Raw genomic sequence first — 17069 nt, 5'->3', positions numbered from 1 at the left:
CCCCATCCTCAGCGGACGAAAAAGCCGCCGGTTTCATGGTAGGTCAGCACCATGGAAGCCACGGTGCCGAAGGCGATGGCCACGCCGTAGCACAGCCGGGGCAGGGTGCGTTCCGAAACCACGGGCGTGTAGTCCAGCTTCCGGGTGAGCAGAGAAGTGATGAAATGGGCCTTGATGTTTTCCAGCACCGCCCGGAACATTTCCATGTTGCGGAGCAGCACGGCCAGGGCGTAGACCCCGCCCGCCATGCAGGTGATGAGAAAAGCCATGAGCGCGGTATTGATGCCCAGCCAGGCACCCACGGCGGCCATGAGCTTCACGTCCCCCGCACCCATGAGACCGAGAAGGAAAGGCACGAGCATGACGCCCAGCCCCAGGCCGAACCCGGCCAGGCTGAACAGCAGGCCGTCCAGGCCCGTATGCAGCGCATGGGCGGCCAGTCCCCCGAGCATGAGCGGGAAGGTCAGCCAGTTGGGTATGCGCTGGCTGCGTATATCCGTGATGGTGGCGGTGACAAGTGCTGCCGCAAGGACTGCGGCGACCAGAATATCCATGTTCTCCCCCGAACTTTCTTCTGGTTGCGGCCGCTCCGTCTCCGTCTTTCCCCCGGAGGCGGAACCGGGGCAGCGGGCTTTCCCTCCCACTGCCCCGGGCCGACTGAAACGTTTGGTGACTTCAGACGCCTTACGGAGAAGGAGTCATGGCAGCCTGCATCTGCGCACTAATGAAGTCGAAGGTGGCCACGACCTGGTCGCCCAGGGCGGTGACGGCGCCGGCGATACCGGCAGCGATCAGTGCTGCGATCAAGCCGTATTCCAGGGCGGTTGCGCCTTCTTCGTTCCTGATAAGGTTCATCAGCTTGGTCATTTCCTCTTCTCCTTGTTAAAAAATGTTTGATTGCCTGTTTTCTGCTTAGTGGGTTGTTGGTACTCCCCTCCATCAGCCACTGCCCCTCTTGAGCAACCCGCGTGCCAACAGTGTTCGCAATCAATACAACTGACTTGAATACAAGGATTAATTAGGAACATCGATCTTTTCCTGCCTTGTGTGGCCCACCAGAAACGCATCGAAAATCCATAAAAAATGGATCGGCATCCCTCGATGACGATCCACAACAATCTTGATTTTTCCTATGTTCTTAACTGGTTACTTCAATCCATAAAAAATAGATCAGCGTACAATGAACTCGGCGGGATCCAAATGATGCTTCTGCAGCTTGTTCCACAAATTCTTGGGAGAAACGCCCAGAAGAGCGGCCGCCTCGGTCTGGACGCCGGAGGTCCGGGCCAGGGCCGCGGAAATGACCGCGCGCTCGTATTCCTGCAGGGCCTGTTTGAGGGTCGTCTCCCCGTCCAGGATGACCGAAGCGGTCTCCTCGCCGCCCTGAACGGCCTTGGAAAAGGCCAGATCCACCTCGGCCCGGGTGATGTGGCTGCCCTTGCAGAAAATGGAGGCCCGCTCCACGGCATTGGCCAGCTGGCGCACATTGCCGGGCCAGTCATAGGCCATCATGGCGGCCATGGCGTCCGGAGCGATCCCCAGGATATCCGTGCCCAGGCGACGGTTGGCCCGCCGGATGAAATGCTCGGCCAGAAGCGGCAGGTCGTCCATGCGCTGACGCAGGGGGGGCAGCTGGATGGTGGCCACATTGAGGCGGTAATAAAGGTCGCTACGGAACGCCCCATCCCGGACCCGCTGTTCCAGCTCCTGGTTGGTGGCGGCAATGATGCGCACGTCAAAGGAGATGGGCGAGATGCCGCCCAGGCGCTCCACCTGCTTCTGCTCGACGGCGCGCAGCAGCTTGGGCTGAAGATGGATGGGCATGTCCCCGATCTCGTCCAGGAGAATGGTGCCGCCCTCGGCCAGCTCGAACTTGCCCTTTTTCACGGCCCCGGCCCCGGTGAAGGCACCCTTTTCATGGCCGAAGAGCTCGCTTTCCAGCAGGCTCTCGGGAATGGCCGCGCAGTTGATCTTGATGAACGGCCCGGACACGCGGGAACTCAGGCCGTGGATGGTATCCGAAACCAGCTCCTTGCCGGTGCCGGTCTCGCCCACCACCAGCACATCCGCATCCAGCTCGGCCACCCGCTCGATGCGTTCCTTGACCAGCATCATGGCCTCGCTCTGGCCGATGAGGGCCTCAAGAGGGCTGTCCGCACGCAAGTTCTTCCGCAGGGTGGACAACTCCCGCTGCAGCTTGCGCTTTTCCAGGGCCCTGCGGATGACAACGTCCATCTCGCCCATGCTGAACGGCTTGGTGAAGTAGTCGTAGGCCCCGCGCTTCATGGCCTCCACCCCGGAGCCCTTGGTGGCGTAGCCGGTCATGACGATGACATCCATGCCCGGCGCGGCCTCGGCCAGGTGCGGCAGGGCGTCCACCCCGCTCATTCCGGGCAGCTTCACGTCATGCAAAGCCAGGTCGAAACTCCCGTTCCGGGCCTTTTCAATGCCCTCCTCGGCGGTCGCCGCTGTTTCCACCTCGTAGCCCTTGTCGGTCAGGGCGTCCACCAGCAGGCCCTGAAAGGCCTGGTCATCGTCCACAACGAGTATCCTGACGGCCATGCACTGCTCCTTTGGTCTTTATCCGAACACTACCCCATTTCTCGGCCTCGATCCATAAAAAATAGATCAGTCATGGCTGCCGCAACCATTATCAGGACAAAGGCCCCTGAAGGTCCGCCAAGATAACATGTTAAATTTAAACACTATCCACCCCAGGCGGGGCACAGGAGAAAACCAATAACAACCTTGGCACGCCCATTGCTGATAATGGGCAAACACCGCCGACAGGGAAGGAGTTCGGATATGGACAGGAGAAACACACAATACAACGATTCCCGAAAAGGGATAGCGGCCACGGAACTGGCGCTCATGCTGCCGCTCATCGTGCTGCTGCTGTTCGTGCTCGTGGAAGCGTCCACCGCCATGCACACTTATACATCCCTGCAGGAAGCCAGCAGGGAAGGCGCACGCATGGTGCTCCTGCAAGGCGAGGACGCGGACGTGGTGGGATTGGTCAAGGCGATCATCACCGAAATACCGGATGACGCCGTGAATACCGTGGTCACCACCGACCAGACGCAGAAGACCGTCACCGTCACCGTCAGTTGCGAATATGTTCCGTTCAAGGGAGGCTCCGATGGCACCAGCATCATCACGGGTGAAACAGACACCTACACGCTCCAGGCAAGCACCACCATGCCCATCCCCTAGGGGACCGCGCAGCGGCGCGGTGAGCCTGCTCATGGGGCTCATGCTGCCCCTGCTTGTGGCCTTTGTGGGCCTGGGCGTGGACCTGGGCATGCTCTACAAGGCCAAGACCCGGCTGCAGGCATCCGTGGATGCGGGGGCCCTGGCCGGCAGCCTGCAGCTGCCCTACGACCCTGACCTGGACAAGGGACTGGTCGAAACCGCAGTCAATGACATGGTCCAGACCAACTATCCCGGCGCCGTGGTGGAAAGCATCACCCCGGGCACCGAGATCCGCAGCGTCAACGTAACCGCCAAGGCCGAGGTCAATACCCTGCTGCTCAGCGTACTCGGCGCGGACAGCAACTGGGTCCAGGCCAAGGCCTCGGCCGGATTCAACAAGCTGGAAGTGGTCTTTGTCATCGACAATTCCGGATCCATGAAGGGCACGCCCATCAGCATGGTGCGCCAGGCGGCAAGCAACCTTGTGGACCTGATCATCCCGGACGGCACCAGCCCCTCCACCAAGGTGGGCCTCGTGCCCTTCAAGGGACTGGTGCGGGTCGGCGCCGACGCCGGCGACGGCCAGCCCGCGGGCGGACGCAACTGGGACGGCACCCTGAACCAGGGCCTGCACGAGGACTTCATGGACGAATACTGGGCCCTTCCCTACTACTACAGAAACATGGTCACCCTGGACACCACCAACGGCGTGCCCGTGACCCAGGCCCTGACCACGGACAAAAGCACCATCCTGGAATCCATCAACCGCATGGACGCCCTGGGGGCCTGGTCCGGCACCATTATCCCCATGGGCCTCAAGTGGGGCAGGCACGTGCTGACCCAGGAAGCGCCCTACACCCAGGCGGGCGACCCCAAGGAATACCGCAAGATCATGATCCTGCTCACGGACGGCGACAACGAAGACGGCGGCTGCGGCGGGCCCTATGCCCAGAGCTACGCGCCCAACAATTACTGGACCAACTCCTACTACGCCATGCACGTCACCGACGCCCACTGCGAGGACAGCGGCCAGCTCAACGCGGACATGCTCGAGCAGGCCCAGCTCGCCAAGGACGCGGACATCGAGATCTTCACCATCCGCTTCGGGACCTCGGACACGGTGGACAAGCAACTCATGAAGACCGTCGCCTCCAGCAAGCCGGGAACCGACGACCACTACTTCGACGCGCCTTCGGTGTATGACATCGACGACATCTTCAAGCAGATCGGCCGCCAGCTCGGCTGGCGTCTGCTCAACTAGGAGGCGGCCATGAACATTTCAGCAACCCTCAACAAGATGAAGGACCGGCGGTCCCGCGAAGGCATGACCACCCTTGAATTCGCCCTGGTCCTGCCGGTCCTCTTCATCCTGCTCCTGTGCCTCGTGGAGATGGGCACCATCTGCTATTCCTGGCTGACCCTGCAGCGGGCCGCCCAGGACGGGGCGCGGTTCGCCAGCACGGGTCAGGGATACGAGGAAGGCACCCGCCTGACCCAGATCCAGGAAAAGACCGGGTCCATGCTTTCGGTACTGCGCGACGGAAACAAGGAGATCATCATCCGGAGCTGGCCGGACATGGCCGCCACGGGCGAGGGAATCTCCGGCAATGCAGGAGAGCCCTGCCAGATCGTGGAAGTCATGGTCACCTATGATTACGAGCCCTTCACCCCGCTCATTGCCCAGGTGCTGCCACCCACCATCACGCTGCTCGGGTCGGACCGAAAGGTGAACGAGCCGTGGTATCCTTGCGACAGCCCATAGGGAGTGGTCACGCCAGCCGAACTCCCCTTTAAAGCCATTCGCGGCTCCATGCTCCCCGGAGGGCGCGAAGCGGCAGCCGGGGCAAAAGCGGAAAGGCCGGGTCAATCGACCCGGCCTTATTCTGTTTGCATTGTGCGCCCTAGCGACCCTGTCCGCCGTCATGCCGACCGGGATACAGGCTCCTGAAGCCGTCCTCGATGCGGCGCACCCATTCGGAATCGCGCTTGAGGGGATCATGGTAGCGAGGATCACGCATCATCTCTTCCAGCCGCTCCTTGCTCAGGGCCTGCTCCATGTCGCCCCGGCGGCCGCGGAAACGCCCCTCCAGCACCAGGGGGCCATGCGGGCAAAGGCGCTGATCACGGCCGCGCGGTTGCCCGCGCCCGTGGAATCCAGGGCCTCCAGCAATTCCTCGCCGCCCACGGCATAGGCCGCCTGAAGCGCCTGATCGAGCACGGACGGGGTATCGCCCATGTGCACGGAACGCAGGGTATCGAATTCGCGCATCCTCTCTTCCTGCTCGCCGCACTGCATATCCAGGTGCACCCCGGCCACCTTGGGCAGGAACCAGGACAGCAGCCCCTGCGCTTGCTGCACGTTCAGGCCGAGCCTGTGGGCCATTACCAGGAATTCCTCCTGAAACTCCCCGCGCACCTCGAAGTCGTCGGGCAGCTCCAGTTCGGGCATGGGGTACCCCTCCGGGCCGGACGGCCTGCCCAGGGCCGCATAGATCTCGTCCCATTCCTCGGGAGAGGAATTCTCCCCGGGCACGGGCATATAGCCCTCGGGCCTGCGGCCGAGCATGCGCTGGGCATGCACCAGGGCCTTCACGGCCTCGTCCTTGCTGGCATACTTGGCCAGGGCGGGATGCTCGCCGATGGGGATCTCGGCGCTGCCGCCGTCGGCGGTGCGGTGGGGGATGGTCCATTCCCGGGGCAGGGTGGCCCGCCAGTCCTGCCCGGCCGGGGCCTGCATCATTGCTGCCTTGTTCATGCTACTTCTTCTCCTTGCTCAGTTCCCTGAAATTGTCCTCGTTACTCATGAAGCGGACATGCAGCACCATGCTCCGCCTGCCTTCGTTGAAAAGGGTGCGGCCCGGGTCCGTGGAAAAGGTGGTCCGGTCGAAGCAGGCCCGCTGCTTTAGATCCTCCAGCACGGTCCGGCCGTCCTCGGTATCGAAAATGCGCTTGTAGGCGCGGTGCAGTTCAATGGTCTCATGCATGGTCGCTCTCCTCCTGGGATGGGGTTGATTCGGTTTGCGGCACAGGGCCGCCGGACATGACGCTTTGCAGGGCCCCCAGGCTGCCGCCGAACAGACGCACCAGCTCGGTGAGGGCGTTGGGCGCGTCCATGCGCGCCTCGGATAGGGTCTTGGCCACCCGGGCCATTTGGTCCACTGTCTGGGCGGTCTGCGCCTGACTGCCCGCATGGCTCTTGCCCTCCCGGGCCTGGCGCACCTCGTCCTCCTGCCGCAGGTAGTCCGCAGGCACGCCGAACAGGTCGGCGGCATGCCGGGCCACCCGGTCGGTGTCGAAGTTATCCATGATGCCGAAGGCGTCGCCCCCGCCCACCAGCGGGCTCAGGTATTCCATGACCTGGGCCAGACCCTGGGCCTCGTACTGGCGCTGGGCGCGGGTCACGGGCGAGGTATAGCGCACCTCCACGTCGTTGCGTTGCAGCCCCTCGGGAAAACGCGGCAGCGCCCCCGCCCGGTGCATGATGTTGAAGACGCGCTTGATGAGGGGGCTCAGGAACTCGGTCTGCAAACGACCCAGCACCGGTCCCAGCACACGCATCTTCTCGCTCTGGCGGATAACCGCCTCGGTGGCGGAAATCCCCGGCCCCTCCGAGGGCTGAAGCTGCTCGTTGAGGAATATTCTGCGGATGGAATCGCGGCGCTCGGCCATCATCTGCTCGGCGGCGCGCAGGTCGCTGCGCACGGGCAGGGCCTCAATGCGGTCCGAGCTCCCGGCCCGGTAGTAGGAAAGGCCGCCCGGACCGGAGCGCACCGGTCCCAGGAAGCCGTCGTCCGGCACCATGAGGGGCGGGTCGCTCATCTTTTCCGCGGCCATGAGCGCGGTGCGGGCCATGGCGTTGAGCACACGCACGTCCGAAAGCGCGGTCAGGCCCGGACCCCGGCCATAGGTATCGCCCGCGGCCTTGGCCCAGCGGGGCACCATGTAGGGCATTTCCATGTAGCCGGATTCCTCGAGCAGATGGCGGGACGAGGTCTCCAGGTAGACGCAGGCCCAGGGAAAGTTGGACACCCCGATGCCGAAGGGATCCCTGTCCGTGCGCGGAAAGACCGCGTGCAGGATCTCCACCTTTTCCTCGGGGTTTTCCCGAACCCGTTCCCTGATGTGCTCGGAGCAGGCCTCGCCCCATTCCTGCCAGGCCTGGCGCAGAGTGATGCGGTACTTGCGAAAGACCGTATCCACCACGCCCTGGGCAGACTCGGCCACATAGGCCTCGCCCAGGGGACGGGTGGAAAAACGCACCACGCTCTCGGGATCGGCCTCCACGTACATGGCCGCCGTGCCCATGAGCGCGATGTCCAGATACAACTCATGTACATGGGCCTGAAAGCCGGTGTCCTCGGCATTAAGCACCGAAACCATGCGCTCGCGGGCCTCCTGCAGGAAACGGCGCACCTCGGCGCTGTCGCCCTTTTCACGGTCCTTGACCCGCATCTCGAACCAGGGCAGGGCCGGGTTGGTCAGCAACCCTCCCAGGGCCGAGGCCAGAAGCTCCAGGGCGTGCAGGGGCGTGGAGTCGAAAATCAGTTCATCCCCCGCCTCGGGGCCGTGGCTCAACTGACCGCCCAGGCCGAAATTGCCCTTGCGGGGCAGCATGTAGTCGGCCAGGTCCCGCCAGGTGGAAACCCAGGGACGGCGCGCTGTCTCCAGCCCCTCGAAGCGTTTCAGGATCCGTTCCACGAATTCCGTGCGGTCCATGCTATTCCCCCAGCTTCTGCTTGAGCCCGGCCTGCTGCACCGAGGCCGCATCGGTCAGGCCCGCGCCCCCGTTGGCCAGGGTGCTGTTCTTGTCGGAAGCCAGAAGCCGTTTTCTTTCGATTTCGCGAGCCTCGCGCATCTGATAGCGCTCCTGCCGGCGTTCCTCGGCTTCCTTTTCCTTGCGCTCCCGTTCCTGACGCTCGCGCTCCTCGCGCATGGCGTCGGACTGGGAAGGTCCCTTTTTCTGCATTTTGCTGGCAATGGCCGATGAGGCCACGCTGGCGACTATGGACATGATTGCCGGGGCTGCTGCACCCATAATAATTCCTCCTTGCTTGTGGTAGCCAGGAGCATAGCCCCGGTTTTGTCCGCCGGATAAAAAGGGCAGGAAAAAGGATGCGTGCGGGAAAAGAAAGACGCTTGACAGGATGTGGGAAAGAAGAAACGGCCAAAAAAGAAAAGGCCGGGCAAGGCCCGGCCGATCACAATGGAAGGTTATCGCTCCCCCTTGGCAAAAACGTTTAGGAGCCGTTGACCACGGTCACGACACCGGCGGTGTTGGTGGCTACCAACAGATCCACGGCGGCCGCATTCTTGGGGCCGGTGCAGGCTAGGATCACGTCGCCGGTATCTAGGTTGTATTCCTCCACGGCGCGATCAAAGTAGCCCGAGGCCACCACATCGGCCAGGGCGTCGGTGCTGCGGTACAGGAACAGCTGCTGTCCGGGCACGCCTCCCATAAGACGCATATTTTTGGATTCATAAGACATATAAACTCTCCTTCACTATCGATAGGTTTTCGATATCATCACACCCTAGACGATGGCGGCATCGTCGTCGCACTGGATCTCCACCACGCCGTCGCCGTCGATGAGGCAGGCCCCGGCGCAAAGCAGGTGGTCCACCAGGTGGGCGGCCTTTTCCGGAACCCAGTCCACATAGGCCTTGACCTCATGGGCCTCTGCCAGGCCCACGGCGTTCTTGTGGTACATAAAGCACTTGCGAACGCCGCCCTCCAGGGGCAGGCCGGTGTGGAACATCCAGGTGATGCCCAGCCAGTTGCGGGATTCGGTGCCCTTGAGCCAAGCGAACTTGTCGCCCGCATAGTCCGCGTTCTTGAACTCCTCGATGTTCAGGAGCTCGTTCCACTGGTGCGGGCCCACCACTGCGAAGCGGCTGCCGTCGTCGGGCACGTCCTTGGAGTTGAGCACGGCGAAGGCCTCCAGGATCTTGCCCTTGGTCAGGCCCTTGGTGTCCTCGACCACCTCGCTGGCGGTGGCGTCCATGCGGCTCAGGATCAGCTCATCCACCTTGCGGCCCAGGGCCCAGGCCCCGGCGTTGGCGGCCACCAGGCGCTCGTCCGTGTTGGTGCGCACCTCGTCGAGCTTGTCGATGTATTCGGCGGCGTACCAATCCTCCAGGGAACAGGACACCGTGGAATGGTTCAGGTTCATGAGCGGCACGTTGCCGTGGCGGGTCTTCTTGCCCGCGGTTCCCTTGCCGTTTTTCTGGAACACGCACTTGGAGCCCTTGACCCCGGTCTTGAGGCGCACGGTATTGCGAAGCTTGGAGCCCTTCTGCTGATAGGCAAGATGCACGTCCGTGCAGTATTGGGTGACAAAACTCTCTTCAATGTACATGGACATGAAGTGTTCTCCTTGGTCGGTTATCGGTTGCACAGGAGGGTCTCCCGCAAAACCCCGGGCAGGTGCCGCGCAAACGGGCGCGGGCTTCCACGGATGAGGCGGCGGGGCCGAAAACCCCAAGAGCATAGCCCTGCTTTCCGGGCCGGATGAAAGAGGCAAGGCAAAGGGAAGGAAAAGACCGGTTTTCCCCTGTTGACAGAAAACCGGCGAATAAGGTCGGACGTTATTTTCTTGCTGAAACAGACCCCGAAAAAACCGCGCAAAACTTGACGTCGGGCCGTGCGAGGCGTATTTTTATACTTAGCTAAGATGGTACAGGTGCGCACCGTCATCAGGGAATGGGGAGAAACATGTCCTGGTTAGGCGCCACGGATTTCATTACCGCCGGACCTGCCGGCAGCATCACCGCAGGCCCTGCCGGTCACTTCATGGCCGGCGAGGCGGGACATGTTACGCCCGGAGAGCCGGGCCACGTCCCCATTGACACCACGCCCGCGCACGTGCCCATCGACACCTCCCCGGCCCGCATCCCCTACTCCCCCAACACGGGCTCGTTTACCAACCCCAACCTCAATGTGGGCGGGACTCTCGGCACCCCCAACACAGGAGGAACCACCACGGCCATCAACACGGGCGGTGGCGGCATGGTTGTTTCCGGGGGCGGGGGCGGCGCAGCGGGCGGAGGCGGAGCTTCCATTTCCCAGGTGAGCGGCGGCGGAGCAACAGGCGGAAGCGGCGGTTCGGTTTCCCAGGTGAGCGGCGGCGGAGCCGGTGCTGGAGGCGGAACATCCGCAGCCTCGGGAGCCATGGGCACCTCAAGCGGCGGAACCGGAACCACGATTATCAATGCGGGGGGAGGCGGCGGCACGACCATCTCCGGCGGAGGTGGTGGCGTTTCCTCCGCCACAGGCGGAAGCACCCCCAACCTCACGGCGGGAGGCGGCGTCATCGAAACCCAGCAGGTTTCTGGCGGCGCAAAGTATACCATCCCGGCAAACATTTCCGGAGGAGCGCCCCTGGCGCCGGTTTCCGGCGGCACGGCCGCTCCCGCGACTCAGGGGAACATCACCCAGCAGGCCGTGGGCCACAAGTCGGCCGAAGCCACGGGCGGCGCGGGCATCACCCAGCCTTCCACGGGCGGCGGCATGGTCTATACCAGCCAAAGCGGCGGCGGGGCCACCCAGGGCGTGCAGACCGCCCAGGCCACCCGGTCCGTGCCCATAGGCCCGGCGTTGGGCATCTCCCCCGTTTCCCCGGCGGGGCACGTGCAGATCGCCCCGTCCATGGGCCTGTCCATGCCCACCCTGTCCGGTTTCGTCCCGGTGCAGCCCGGCGGATTCGTCATGCCCGGCAAGCTCACGAACTGGCACGGGACCGGCTTCACTCACAACCAGAACATGCCCACCGAGAACTGGACCAACACCCACGAAACCAAGGGCTGGGAACCCACCAAGGTGGCCCCCTTCTGGATCCCCACAGCGGGCGGATACGCGGAAAACCAGACCTACTCCGGCAAGCTGGACGGCTTCATGGACATGGTTTCCAGCCAGAAGGGCCAGGGCCTGGACTTCAGCCAGACTTACAACATCACCACGGACGCCTCATCCAACGTGACCCTGGACAACGACACGATCTACAGCAACGAGGACAGGAGCACCACCCAGAACATCAACAACTACGAGGCTTCGTTCGAGGACAACCAGACCACCACCCTGAACCAGGACAACTCGCGAACGGCCGAGACCGACATGTCCACCGAGCGGACCACGAACAACGTCACCAACCAGCAGACCACCATTGAGTACGACAACCAGATCACCAACAACGACAGCCACGTAACCATCAGCAACAACACGGACCAGACCAACATCACGGAGCGGCGGCAGATCACCAACGTGCAGGAATCCAACACCACCAAGAACGTGGACGACTCCCAGACCACGCACGTGCAGCAGACCCAGGTCATCAACCAGCCGGACAATTCCGTGACCAACATCGTCGAGGAAAACCGCCAGTCCATCAGCAACGACTACTCGCGCACCCTGGTCAACGAGACCAGCCAGACCATCGACGACCGCACCGTGAACCAGTTCCAGACCGTGGACAGCTCGCACACCACCAACGTGGACAACTCCAACCTGCAGATCGTGGAGCACAGCGAGCCCACCTTCATCTTCGACAACACCACCAACTACATGCTCATCAACAATTTCAGCGCGCCCGAACGCGTGGGCGGCGACATCTTCGTGGGCAACGCATAGAGTGCTGCGGCGCGGCATCCGCTGCCGCGTTTCATCCCTGACAACAAAAACGCCGATGCGTTTACCGCACCGGCGTTTCGTCTTGTCGCATTTTCCATCAACTGAAGGTGATGTCCGTATGGTCGAGGTCGCCGTCCGCCATGGTGATGTCGGCCACGGTTTCGGCGGCACCGGCTCCGGTTCCGTCCGCATCGTAGTACAATGTTCCGCCTTCCCAGATGAAGACCGCATCCGTGCCGGTGACGTCGCCAAAGGACGTAAAGAACTTGCCGGAATCCAGCGTGCCGCTGTAGCCGCCGAAGTCACCCCCGTTAAACTCGAAGGAGTCGCTGGTGTGGCTGAAGTCCTGGACGGTATCCGTGGTGCCGGACTGGATATCGGAGATGTCGTCGTACTTGATCACGTCGTTGCCCGAACCGGTATTCAGCACATCATTGCCGCCCCGGCCTTGGAGGGTGTCGTCGCCGCCACCACCAGAGAGGGCATTCGCGCTGCCGTTGCCGCCGAGGAAGTCGCCCTCGGAAGAACCGATGACATTCGCAAAATCGGATATGCTGTCGCCTTGCGCCCAGCCGCCGGAAACGACATTGTCGCTCAAATCCACGGAAACGGCCGTGGAGCCGTCATAGGACACCGTATTGGTCCCGCCGCCCCCTGCCAGGGTATCACCGCCGGCGCCGCCGTTGAAGGTATCGTCGCCGCCACCGCCGGTCAGGGCGTCCACTCCGCTGCCGGTGGTAATGTTGAAATTGCCGTCTGTTTCGGTCCCCCCATTGAAGGTGATGGCGTTGGTGTTGGAGCCTTCGCTGATGGTCAGGGTTTCCCCGCTGCTGAGCAGGGTATCGTTGGTGAGGATGATGGTGGTCACGGCATCACCCAGGTCAATGGTCTGGATATGGGTCACGTTCGTCAACGCACCTGTATCGCCGCTGTCCGTGAACTTGAGGGTATTGCTGCCGGTTCCGCCATCGATATGCACACGGCTGCCCATGTTCTGCCCCATGTCGATGGTGTCGTCCCCACCCAGGCCGTAATACTTGAGAAGGCCGCTGTAGCCAGTCAGGTCGAGATTGGCGAGGCTCTTGCTCTCACAGCTGTCCGAACCATATATCTCAGATACGGTGGAGTTGTCTCCGGTGATGGCCCAGGACTTACCCGTGACATCACCGGCATATGCCTTGACCGTGGTATTGGCGGCCAGGTCGATCTGTTCGATATTATCGACGCAGCAAACGTCCTGCATGTCGATAACGCCACCGCTGAACTTGAGCATATCCGTTCCGGCGCCGCCATCGATACTTGTGTTGCTTCCCGGCGTTGTTGTGAAGGTTATCGTGTCGTCCCCGGCTCCCGCATCAATGGTGTCGACCCCACCGCCGCCGTTGATGCTATCGATGCCGGATGATCCGGTGATGCTTTCAGCGCTGGCAGTACCGGCAATTTCGAACCGGTCGTTCTCTGCGCTTCGCCAATTCGTGAAGCTGATGCCGGAAAGATCCAGGGAAGATGTATCCATGAGGATATTGATCTCTTCTTGCCCCGCAGAACCGCCGCCTTCGACGCTGGTGAGGGACGCCAACTGGCTGCTGTTGAACGTCGCCGACTTGTTGTCAAGAATGGCGACGGCTTCGAAGTTGGTCACAGTGGCCGGAGTCATGTCGATGGCGGCTTCGCTGATGTACAAAGTGTCCGTACCTGCACCGCCGTCCAAAACAGTACCGCTCCCGACGGCGACGCCGATGGAGACCAAGTCGTTGCCTGCGCCGCCGGAGATCACATCCCCGCCGCTATTGGTATCGAGACCGGTGGTTAGAACAAAACTGTCGTTTCCGCCTCCGCCCGTCAGGCTATTGTTGACACCGTTCTCGCCTTGCAAGGTATCGTCATGATCCGAGCCGATGACATTCTGGAAGTTGGCGATGGTGTCCCCTTGGGCCCAGCCGCCGGAAACCGTATTGGTGCCGAGGTTGACGTTCACCCCGGCGGTGGAGCCATCATAGGAAAGGGTGTTTGTGCCGCTGTACCCGTTCAGATTATCGCCACCGGCACCGCCGTTGATGATGTCGTTACCGCCCTTGCCCTCAATGGTATCATTGCCATCGCCACCGGAAAGCACGTCGTTGCCGCCACCGCCCACAATGGTATCGCTTTCCGAAGTGCCGGTAACGACGAAATTGCCTTCGTTTTCATTGAAGCCGTTGAAGTTCACGTTCGATCCGGACACCAGGCCCGTGAAATCGAAGGTCATGGTGTCCGTCACCTGGGCCATGATATTATCGGTCATGACCAGGGAAACGGTTTCGGCTGCGGTGTTGCTGACCTCAACGACTTCCACGCCGGAAACGCCGTCCATCTGATCCGCGCCGGTATAGGAAAAGGACAGGGTGTCGGTGCCATCGCCGCCATCCACCATGTCGTTGGAGTCCAGGTAGGCGCCCATGCGGATGATGTCATTGCCGCAGTTGGCGTTGATTTCATCACTTGCCTGGCCGCCGGTGATGTCGTTGGCCTCGGCATTGCCGGTGATCCAGTTGCTGAAAGAGGTTGCCCCTATGACCGTGGTCACGGTGGACGGGAACGAGGTGTTCGGCACGGATTCGTCCTGAGGGCCATATTCGTATGAAAACATGTCCACGATAAGATCCTTGCCGTAATCGCTCAGATCCAGCACGGTCTGCACCGTGTCACCACCGCCCGTGTCGTCGTTGTCATCGTCGTCATCGCCGCCAGTCACAACAATCGGTTCGTCTCCCCCCTGCTGTCCAGGATCAGGCTCAGGTTCGGGCTGGGGCTGAGGTTGAGGCTGCGGGACGGGAGGCGGGGGAACCAACTCCCACCCCTCGGGCACCGGCATGACGCCGATGACGTGATGCGGGCCTTCATCGCCCTGACCGTCACCCGCGTCATCGCCATTGTCGCCGTTGTCGCCATTGTCGTCCCCCTGATCGTCGGGAACGCCCTGGCGTAGGGATTCCGTGGAAAGCTGCTCGAAACGGGCGATTTCTTCGGGACTGGCGCGGTAGTAATCGGAAAGGCCTTCGCTCGAGGCCAGGACCTTGAGGCCGGAAGTGGTCAGCACCTGGGGCGGGCCGCCGAGTGCGGACATGATCACCACGGGCTTGCCGTCGTAGGTGATGACTAGGTGTTCCTCCTGGCCTCCGCCGCCCGGGATGCGGTGCCCTGTGGTGGTGCCGCGGATGCCGATGGTGGCCAGGGGCGATTTGAGGTTGAACCCGTCCGGGTTCATGTCCACCACCTTGCCGGTGACCGAGCGGAACGTCCCCTCCACCAAATTGAAGAGGATCTCACCGGTCCCGTTTTCCTGGTCGTAGACGTAGGTATCCAGCTCCACGCGCGAATTGGCCCCCTGGGACAACTTCATGCCGTCCGCAAAGGTGATCTCGAGCGCCGCGCCTTGGCTGGTTTCAATGGTTTCACCCTGGTAGACAGGGCTGCCTTGCGTCAAAGGACGCGCCCCTTCCGCACCCACGGCACGGGCATCGCCGTGCAGCAGGCTGATGGAGCCTATCTGCTGTGCGCTTTCGGGCATTGGTGCACCCTCCCGATACTGAAAACTCTCCCTATCTACCCCATAGCACCATGGATGCCATATGGCAACTCCCGGTAGATTTTAGGAGGGTCAATCCACATCCAGATAGGCGGTCTGCACCACGGCATAACCGGTGAACCCGTAGAGCCGGGTGAACTTGGCCCAGACCGGGTCCATTTCCTCGCCGCCTTTGAGTCCCAGGATTCGAGATTTGCCGCACGCCCGGGCGTATTCCCTGAGCCAGTCCATGTCCCGGGCCAGCCCCTTTCGGGCCCGCAGGCCCCAGCTTGTGACCTCCAGATGCAGCTCCAGGCAGTCCTCCCCGGCCTCGGCCAGGCCCAGCACCGCATAGTCCCCGCGCGCGTCCCCGAGCCGGAACCACTCGAACCGCTCATGGCAGGGCAGATAAGCCAATTCCTTTGGACATTGCGCAACCTGGCGAACGCTCATACGCCCCTCCTGAATGGGCTGTAATGGTTTTCCGCACGCTCGGCGCGGTCCCCTTCCCTCGGTTCCCGAAAGCCCACCGCAAAATAGCGGAAGGCGTCCGCGCAATGGCTGGTCCAGTCGTGCACGGGACGGGCCATGAAATCCCCGGCCCTGTCGTTGAATTCCCGCCGGTAATGCCGCAGTGCCTCGACGCCCCCTTCGCAGTGCACGGCATCGAAGCGGCACTTGGGAATGAGCCTGCGCACGGCGTTGATGCCGTCCTGCACCGGAATATTGGGACAGATGTCGAAGCGCACCCCCAGGGAACGGGCCACCTCCAGCCGGGACTTGCCCGTGCCCAGCTCGCGGACCCGGATATCGTGGGGCGCGATGTGCCTGCCGTACTTGTAGGGCTTGGCGTCCAGCACCTTGATGTAGTGTTCCAGGCCCTCGCCGTGGGCTTCGTAATAGTCGATGGCCCGGTGCTCGCCGCCCGGCCCCACCTGGATGAACCAGATGGCCGTGGAATCGCTCATGCCCAGGTCCCAGGCCGTGTGCACGGGCAGCTCGGGCTCGTGGGGCACAGCGCAGACCCGGTTCTCGCGTTCGGCGTCGGCCATGAGCCCCCCGTAATAGGCCCCCGCACGGCCGCGGAAAAGGAGCACTCGAATTCCTGCTCATACTCCTCGGGAGCCATCTCGCGGCGGGCCGCTTCCAGCTCCCCGGCTTCAAGAACATCGGTTTCCGAGGCCCGGTACATGGCCGCGTTCCAGCCCGCATCCCGCTGGGCCTGCCGCCAGAGGCGGTACAGGGCGTTCTTGCCCTGGGGCGTGCCGATGAACATGCCCCAGCCCTTGCGGTCGGAAAGGGCGGGCCGGACCACCTCGGACCAGACCCGGTACGGCATCTGGGCCACCTCGTCGAAGACCACGGCGTCCAGGTACAGGCCGCGCAGCGAATCGGGATTGTTGGCCCCGAAAAGCCGAATGCGCGCCCCGTTCTCGAAATCCGCCCGAAGCTCGGTCTCGTTGAATTTCACATCGCAGGTTTCGAGCCCCTTGCCGCAAAAATGCTTGAGGTAATCCCAAACCACGGCCTTGGCCTGCTTGTAGAGCGGCGCGATATAGGCCCCGCGCCAGTCCGGCCGTTGTGTTTCGCGGGCCTCCCGTATCAGCCGGTTCACGGAAAGCACGGTCTTTCCGAAACGCCGGTGGCACACGAGCACGGAAAACCGCCGCATGTTCGCCTCGATCTCCTCCTGATGCCTCCGTGGAA

Annotated in this window: 18 protein-coding genes; 4 read left to right on the top strand and 14 right to left on the bottom strand. The window is 62.5% G+C overall.

Features of this window, described 5'->3' with window-relative positions:
• Positions 1 to 8: 8 nt before the first annotated feature.
• From FGL65_RS03575 to FGL65_RS03565, 3 genes are all read right to left on the bottom strand, one after another.
• Positions 9 to 554, bottom strand: coding sequence for an A24 family peptidase (locus FGL65_RS03575; protein ID WP_147819688.1), 546 nt, complete (start codon positions 552 to 554; stop codon positions 9 to 11).
• Positions 555 to 684: 130 nt separating this feature from the next.
• Positions 685 to 867 (bottom strand): Flp family type IVb pilin, encoded by a 183-nt coding sequence (locus FGL65_RS03570; RefSeq protein WP_147819687.1) that lies wholly within the window; start codon positions 865 to 867, stop codon positions 685 to 687.
• Positions 868 to 1170: 303 nt separating this feature from the next.
• Positions 1171 to 2562, bottom strand: a complete 1392-nt coding sequence (locus tag FGL65_RS03565; RefSeq protein WP_147819686.1) for a sigma-54-dependent transcriptional regulator — start codon at positions 2560 to 2562, stop codon at positions 1171 to 1173.
• A 243-nt stretch (positions 2563 to 2805) separates the two neighbouring features.
• Here FGL65_RS03565 and FGL65_RS03560 point away from each other — a divergent pair, with 243 nt between their 5' ends.
• The 3 genes from FGL65_RS03560 to FGL65_RS03550 are packed head-to-tail and all read left to right on the top strand — an operon-like array spanning position 2806 to position 4954.
• Complete coding sequence (locus FGL65_RS03560; RefSeq protein ID WP_147819685.1) at positions 2806 to 3213, top strand: TadE/TadG family type IV pilus assembly protein; 408 nt, start codon at positions 2806 to 2808, stop codon at positions 3211 to 3213.
• 19 nt (positions 3214 to 3232) lie between these two features.
• Positions 3233 to 4453, top strand: coding sequence for a Tad domain-containing protein (locus FGL65_RS03555; protein ID WP_250645562.1), 1221 nt, complete (start codon positions 3233 to 3235; stop codon positions 4451 to 4453).
• A 9-nt stretch (positions 4454 to 4462) separates the two neighbouring features.
• Positions 4463 to 4954 carry a TadE/TadG family type IV pilus assembly protein gene (locus FGL65_RS03550; RefSeq protein ID WP_250645561.1) on the top strand — a complete coding sequence of 164 codons (492 nt, stop codon included), beginning with the start codon at positions 4463 to 4465 and terminating at the stop codon, positions 4952 to 4954.
• Between the two features lie 139 nt (positions 4955 to 5093).
• On the opposite strand, the gene FGL65_RS18445 is transcribed toward FGL65_RS03550, so the two are convergent.
• The 7 genes from FGL65_RS18445 to FGL65_RS03520 form a co-directional block, all read right to left on the bottom strand.
• Positions 5094 to 5249, bottom strand: coding sequence for a hypothetical protein (locus tag FGL65_RS18445; RefSeq protein WP_250645560.1), 156 nt, complete (start codon positions 5247 to 5249; stop codon positions 5094 to 5096).
• Positions 5234 to 5947, bottom strand: a complete 714-nt coding sequence (locus FGL65_RS03545) for a hypothetical protein (protein WP_250645559.1) — start codon at positions 5945 to 5947, stop codon at positions 5234 to 5236. Before FGL65_RS03545 ends, FGL65_RS18445 begins: the two co-directional genes overlap by 16 nt.
• A 1-nt stretch (position 5948) precedes the next feature.
• Positions 5949 to 6176, bottom strand: coding sequence for a Bbp19 family protein (locus tag FGL65_RS03540; protein ID WP_147819683.1), 228 nt, complete (start codon positions 6174 to 6176; stop codon positions 5949 to 5951).
• Positions 6169 to 7908, bottom strand: a complete 1740-nt coding sequence (locus tag FGL65_RS03535) for a portal protein (RefSeq protein ID WP_147819682.1) — start codon at positions 7906 to 7908, stop codon at positions 6169 to 6171. The genes FGL65_RS03540 and FGL65_RS03535 overlap by 8 nt, the downstream gene beginning before the upstream one ends.
• A 1-nt stretch (position 7909) precedes the next feature.
• A complete protein-coding gene (locus FGL65_RS03530) occupies positions 7910 to 8227 on the bottom strand; it encodes a hypothetical protein (RefSeq protein ID WP_147819681.1) in 318 nt (105 codons plus the stop codon).
• A gap of 202 nt (positions 8228 to 8429) precedes the next feature.
• Positions 8430 to 8678 (bottom strand): hypothetical protein, encoded by a 249-nt coding sequence (locus tag FGL65_RS03525; protein ID WP_147819680.1) that lies wholly within the window; start codon positions 8676 to 8678, stop codon positions 8430 to 8432.
• Positions 8679 to 8723: 45 nt separating this feature from the next.
• The gene (locus tag FGL65_RS03520; RefSeq protein ID WP_147819679.1) at positions 8724 to 9554 is read right to left on the bottom strand and encodes a phage capsid protein; all 831 of its coding nucleotides are present in this window, start codon (positions 9552 to 9554) and stop codon (positions 8724 to 8726) included.
• 350 nt (positions 9555 to 9904) lie between these two features.
• Here FGL65_RS03520 and FGL65_RS18625 point away from each other — a divergent pair, with 350 nt between their 5' ends.
• A complete protein-coding gene (locus FGL65_RS18625) occupies positions 9905 to 11815 on the top strand; it encodes a hypothetical protein (RefSeq protein WP_147819678.1) in 1911 nt (636 codons plus the stop codon).
• Between the two features lie 97 nt (positions 11816 to 11912).
• Here the strand turns inward: FGL65_RS18625 and FGL65_RS03510 are convergent, their stop codons facing one another.
• The 4 genes from FGL65_RS03510 to FGL65_RS18435 all read right to left on the bottom strand — a co-directional run bounded on the left by FGL65_RS03510 (position 11913) and on the right by FGL65_RS18435 (position 17034).
• Complete coding sequence (locus tag FGL65_RS03510) at positions 11913 to 15365, bottom strand: FecR domain-containing protein (protein ID WP_147819677.1); 3453 nt, start codon at positions 15363 to 15365, stop codon at positions 11913 to 11915.
• Positions 15366 to 15455: 90 nt separating this feature from the next.
• Positions 15456 to 15815: a hypothetical protein gene (locus FGL65_RS03505; RefSeq protein ID WP_147819676.1), complete on the bottom strand. Its 360-nt coding sequence runs from the start codon at positions 15813 to 15815 to the stop codon at positions 15456 to 15458.
• Entirely contained in the window at positions 15812 to 16414 is a 603-nt protein-coding gene (locus FGL65_RS18440; RefSeq protein WP_250645558.1) for a hypothetical protein, read from the bottom strand. Before FGL65_RS18440 ends, FGL65_RS03505 begins: the two co-directional genes overlap by 4 nt.
• Entirely contained in the window at positions 16327 to 17034 is a 708-nt protein-coding gene (locus FGL65_RS18435) for a terminase large subunit domain-containing protein (RefSeq protein WP_250645557.1), read from the bottom strand. Before FGL65_RS18435 ends, FGL65_RS18440 begins: the two co-directional genes overlap by 88 nt.
• Positions 17035 to 17069 lie beyond the last annotated feature (35 nt).

Origin of the sequence: Salidesulfovibrio onnuriiensis (assembly GCF_008001235.1) — a bacterium.
In the GTDB taxonomy this organism is placed as follows: domain Bacteria; phylum Desulfobacterota; class Desulfovibrionia; order Desulfovibrionales; family Desulfovibrionaceae; genus Pseudodesulfovibrio; species Pseudodesulfovibrio onnuriiensis.
The sequence above is the reverse complement of the archived record's forward strand: the minus strand, read 5'-3'. Positions and strand labels throughout refer to the sequence as shown.

Coding starts and splice junctions, on each gene's coding strand:
- FGL65_RS03575 (WP_147819688.1), bottom strand. CDS start 554: ATGGATATTCTGGTCGCCGCAGTCCTTGCGGCAGCACTTGTCACCGCC.
- FGL65_RS03570 (WP_147819687.1), bottom strand. CDS start 867: ATGACCAAGCTGATGAACCTTATCAGGAACGAAGAAGGCGCAACCGCC.
- FGL65_RS03565 (WP_147819686.1), bottom strand. CDS start 2,562: ATGGCCGTCAGGATACTCGTTGTGGACGATGACCAGGCCTTTCAGGGC.
- FGL65_RS03560 (WP_147819685.1), top strand. CDS start 2,806: ATGGACAGGAGAAACACACAATACAACGATTCCCGAAAAGGGATAGCG.
- FGL65_RS03550 (WP_250645561.1), top strand. CDS start 4,463: ATGAACATTTCAGCAACCCTCAACAAGATGAAGGACCGGCGGTCCCGC.
- FGL65_RS18445 (WP_250645560.1), bottom strand. CDS start 5,249: ATGGAGCAGGCCCTGAGCAAGGAGCGGCTGGAAGAGATGATGCGTGAT.
- FGL65_RS03545 (WP_250645559.1), bottom strand. CDS start 5,947: ATGAACAAGGCAGCAATGATGCAGGCCCCGGCCGGGCAGGACTGGCGG.
- FGL65_RS03540 (WP_147819683.1), bottom strand. CDS start 6,176: ATGCATGAGACCATTGAACTGCACCGCGCCTACAAGCGCATTTTCGAT.
- FGL65_RS03535 (WP_147819682.1), bottom strand. CDS start 7,908: ATGGACCGCACGGAATTCGTGGAACGGATCCTGAAACGCTTCGAGGGG.
- FGL65_RS03530 (WP_147819681.1), bottom strand. CDS start 8,227: ATGGGTGCAGCAGCCCCGGCAATCATGTCCATAGTCGCCAGCGTGGCC.
- FGL65_RS03525 (WP_147819680.1), bottom strand. CDS start 8,678: ATGTCTTATGAATCCAAAAATATGCGTCTTATGGGAGGCGTGCCCGGA.
- FGL65_RS03520 (WP_147819679.1), bottom strand. CDS start 9,554: ATGTCCATGTACATTGAAGAGAGTTTTGTCACCCAATACTGCACGGAC.
- FGL65_RS18625 (WP_147819678.1), top strand. CDS start 9,905: ATGTCCTGGTTAGGCGCCACGGATTTCATTACCGCCGGACCTGCCGGC.
- FGL65_RS03510 (WP_147819677.1), bottom strand. CDS start 15,365: ATGCCCGAAAGCGCACAGCAGATAGGCTCCATCAGCCTGCTGCACGGC.
- FGL65_RS03505 (WP_147819676.1), bottom strand. CDS start 15,815: ATGAGCGTTCGCCAGGTTGCGCAATGTCCAAAGGAATTGGCTTATCTG.
- FGL65_RS18440 (WP_250645558.1), bottom strand. CDS start 16,414: ATGGCCGACGCCGAACGCGAGAACCGGGTCTGCGCTGTGCCCCACGAG.
- FGL65_RS18435 (WP_250645557.1), bottom strand. CDS start 17,034: ATGCGGCGGTTTTCCGTGCTCGTGTGCCACCGGCGTTTCGGAAAGACC.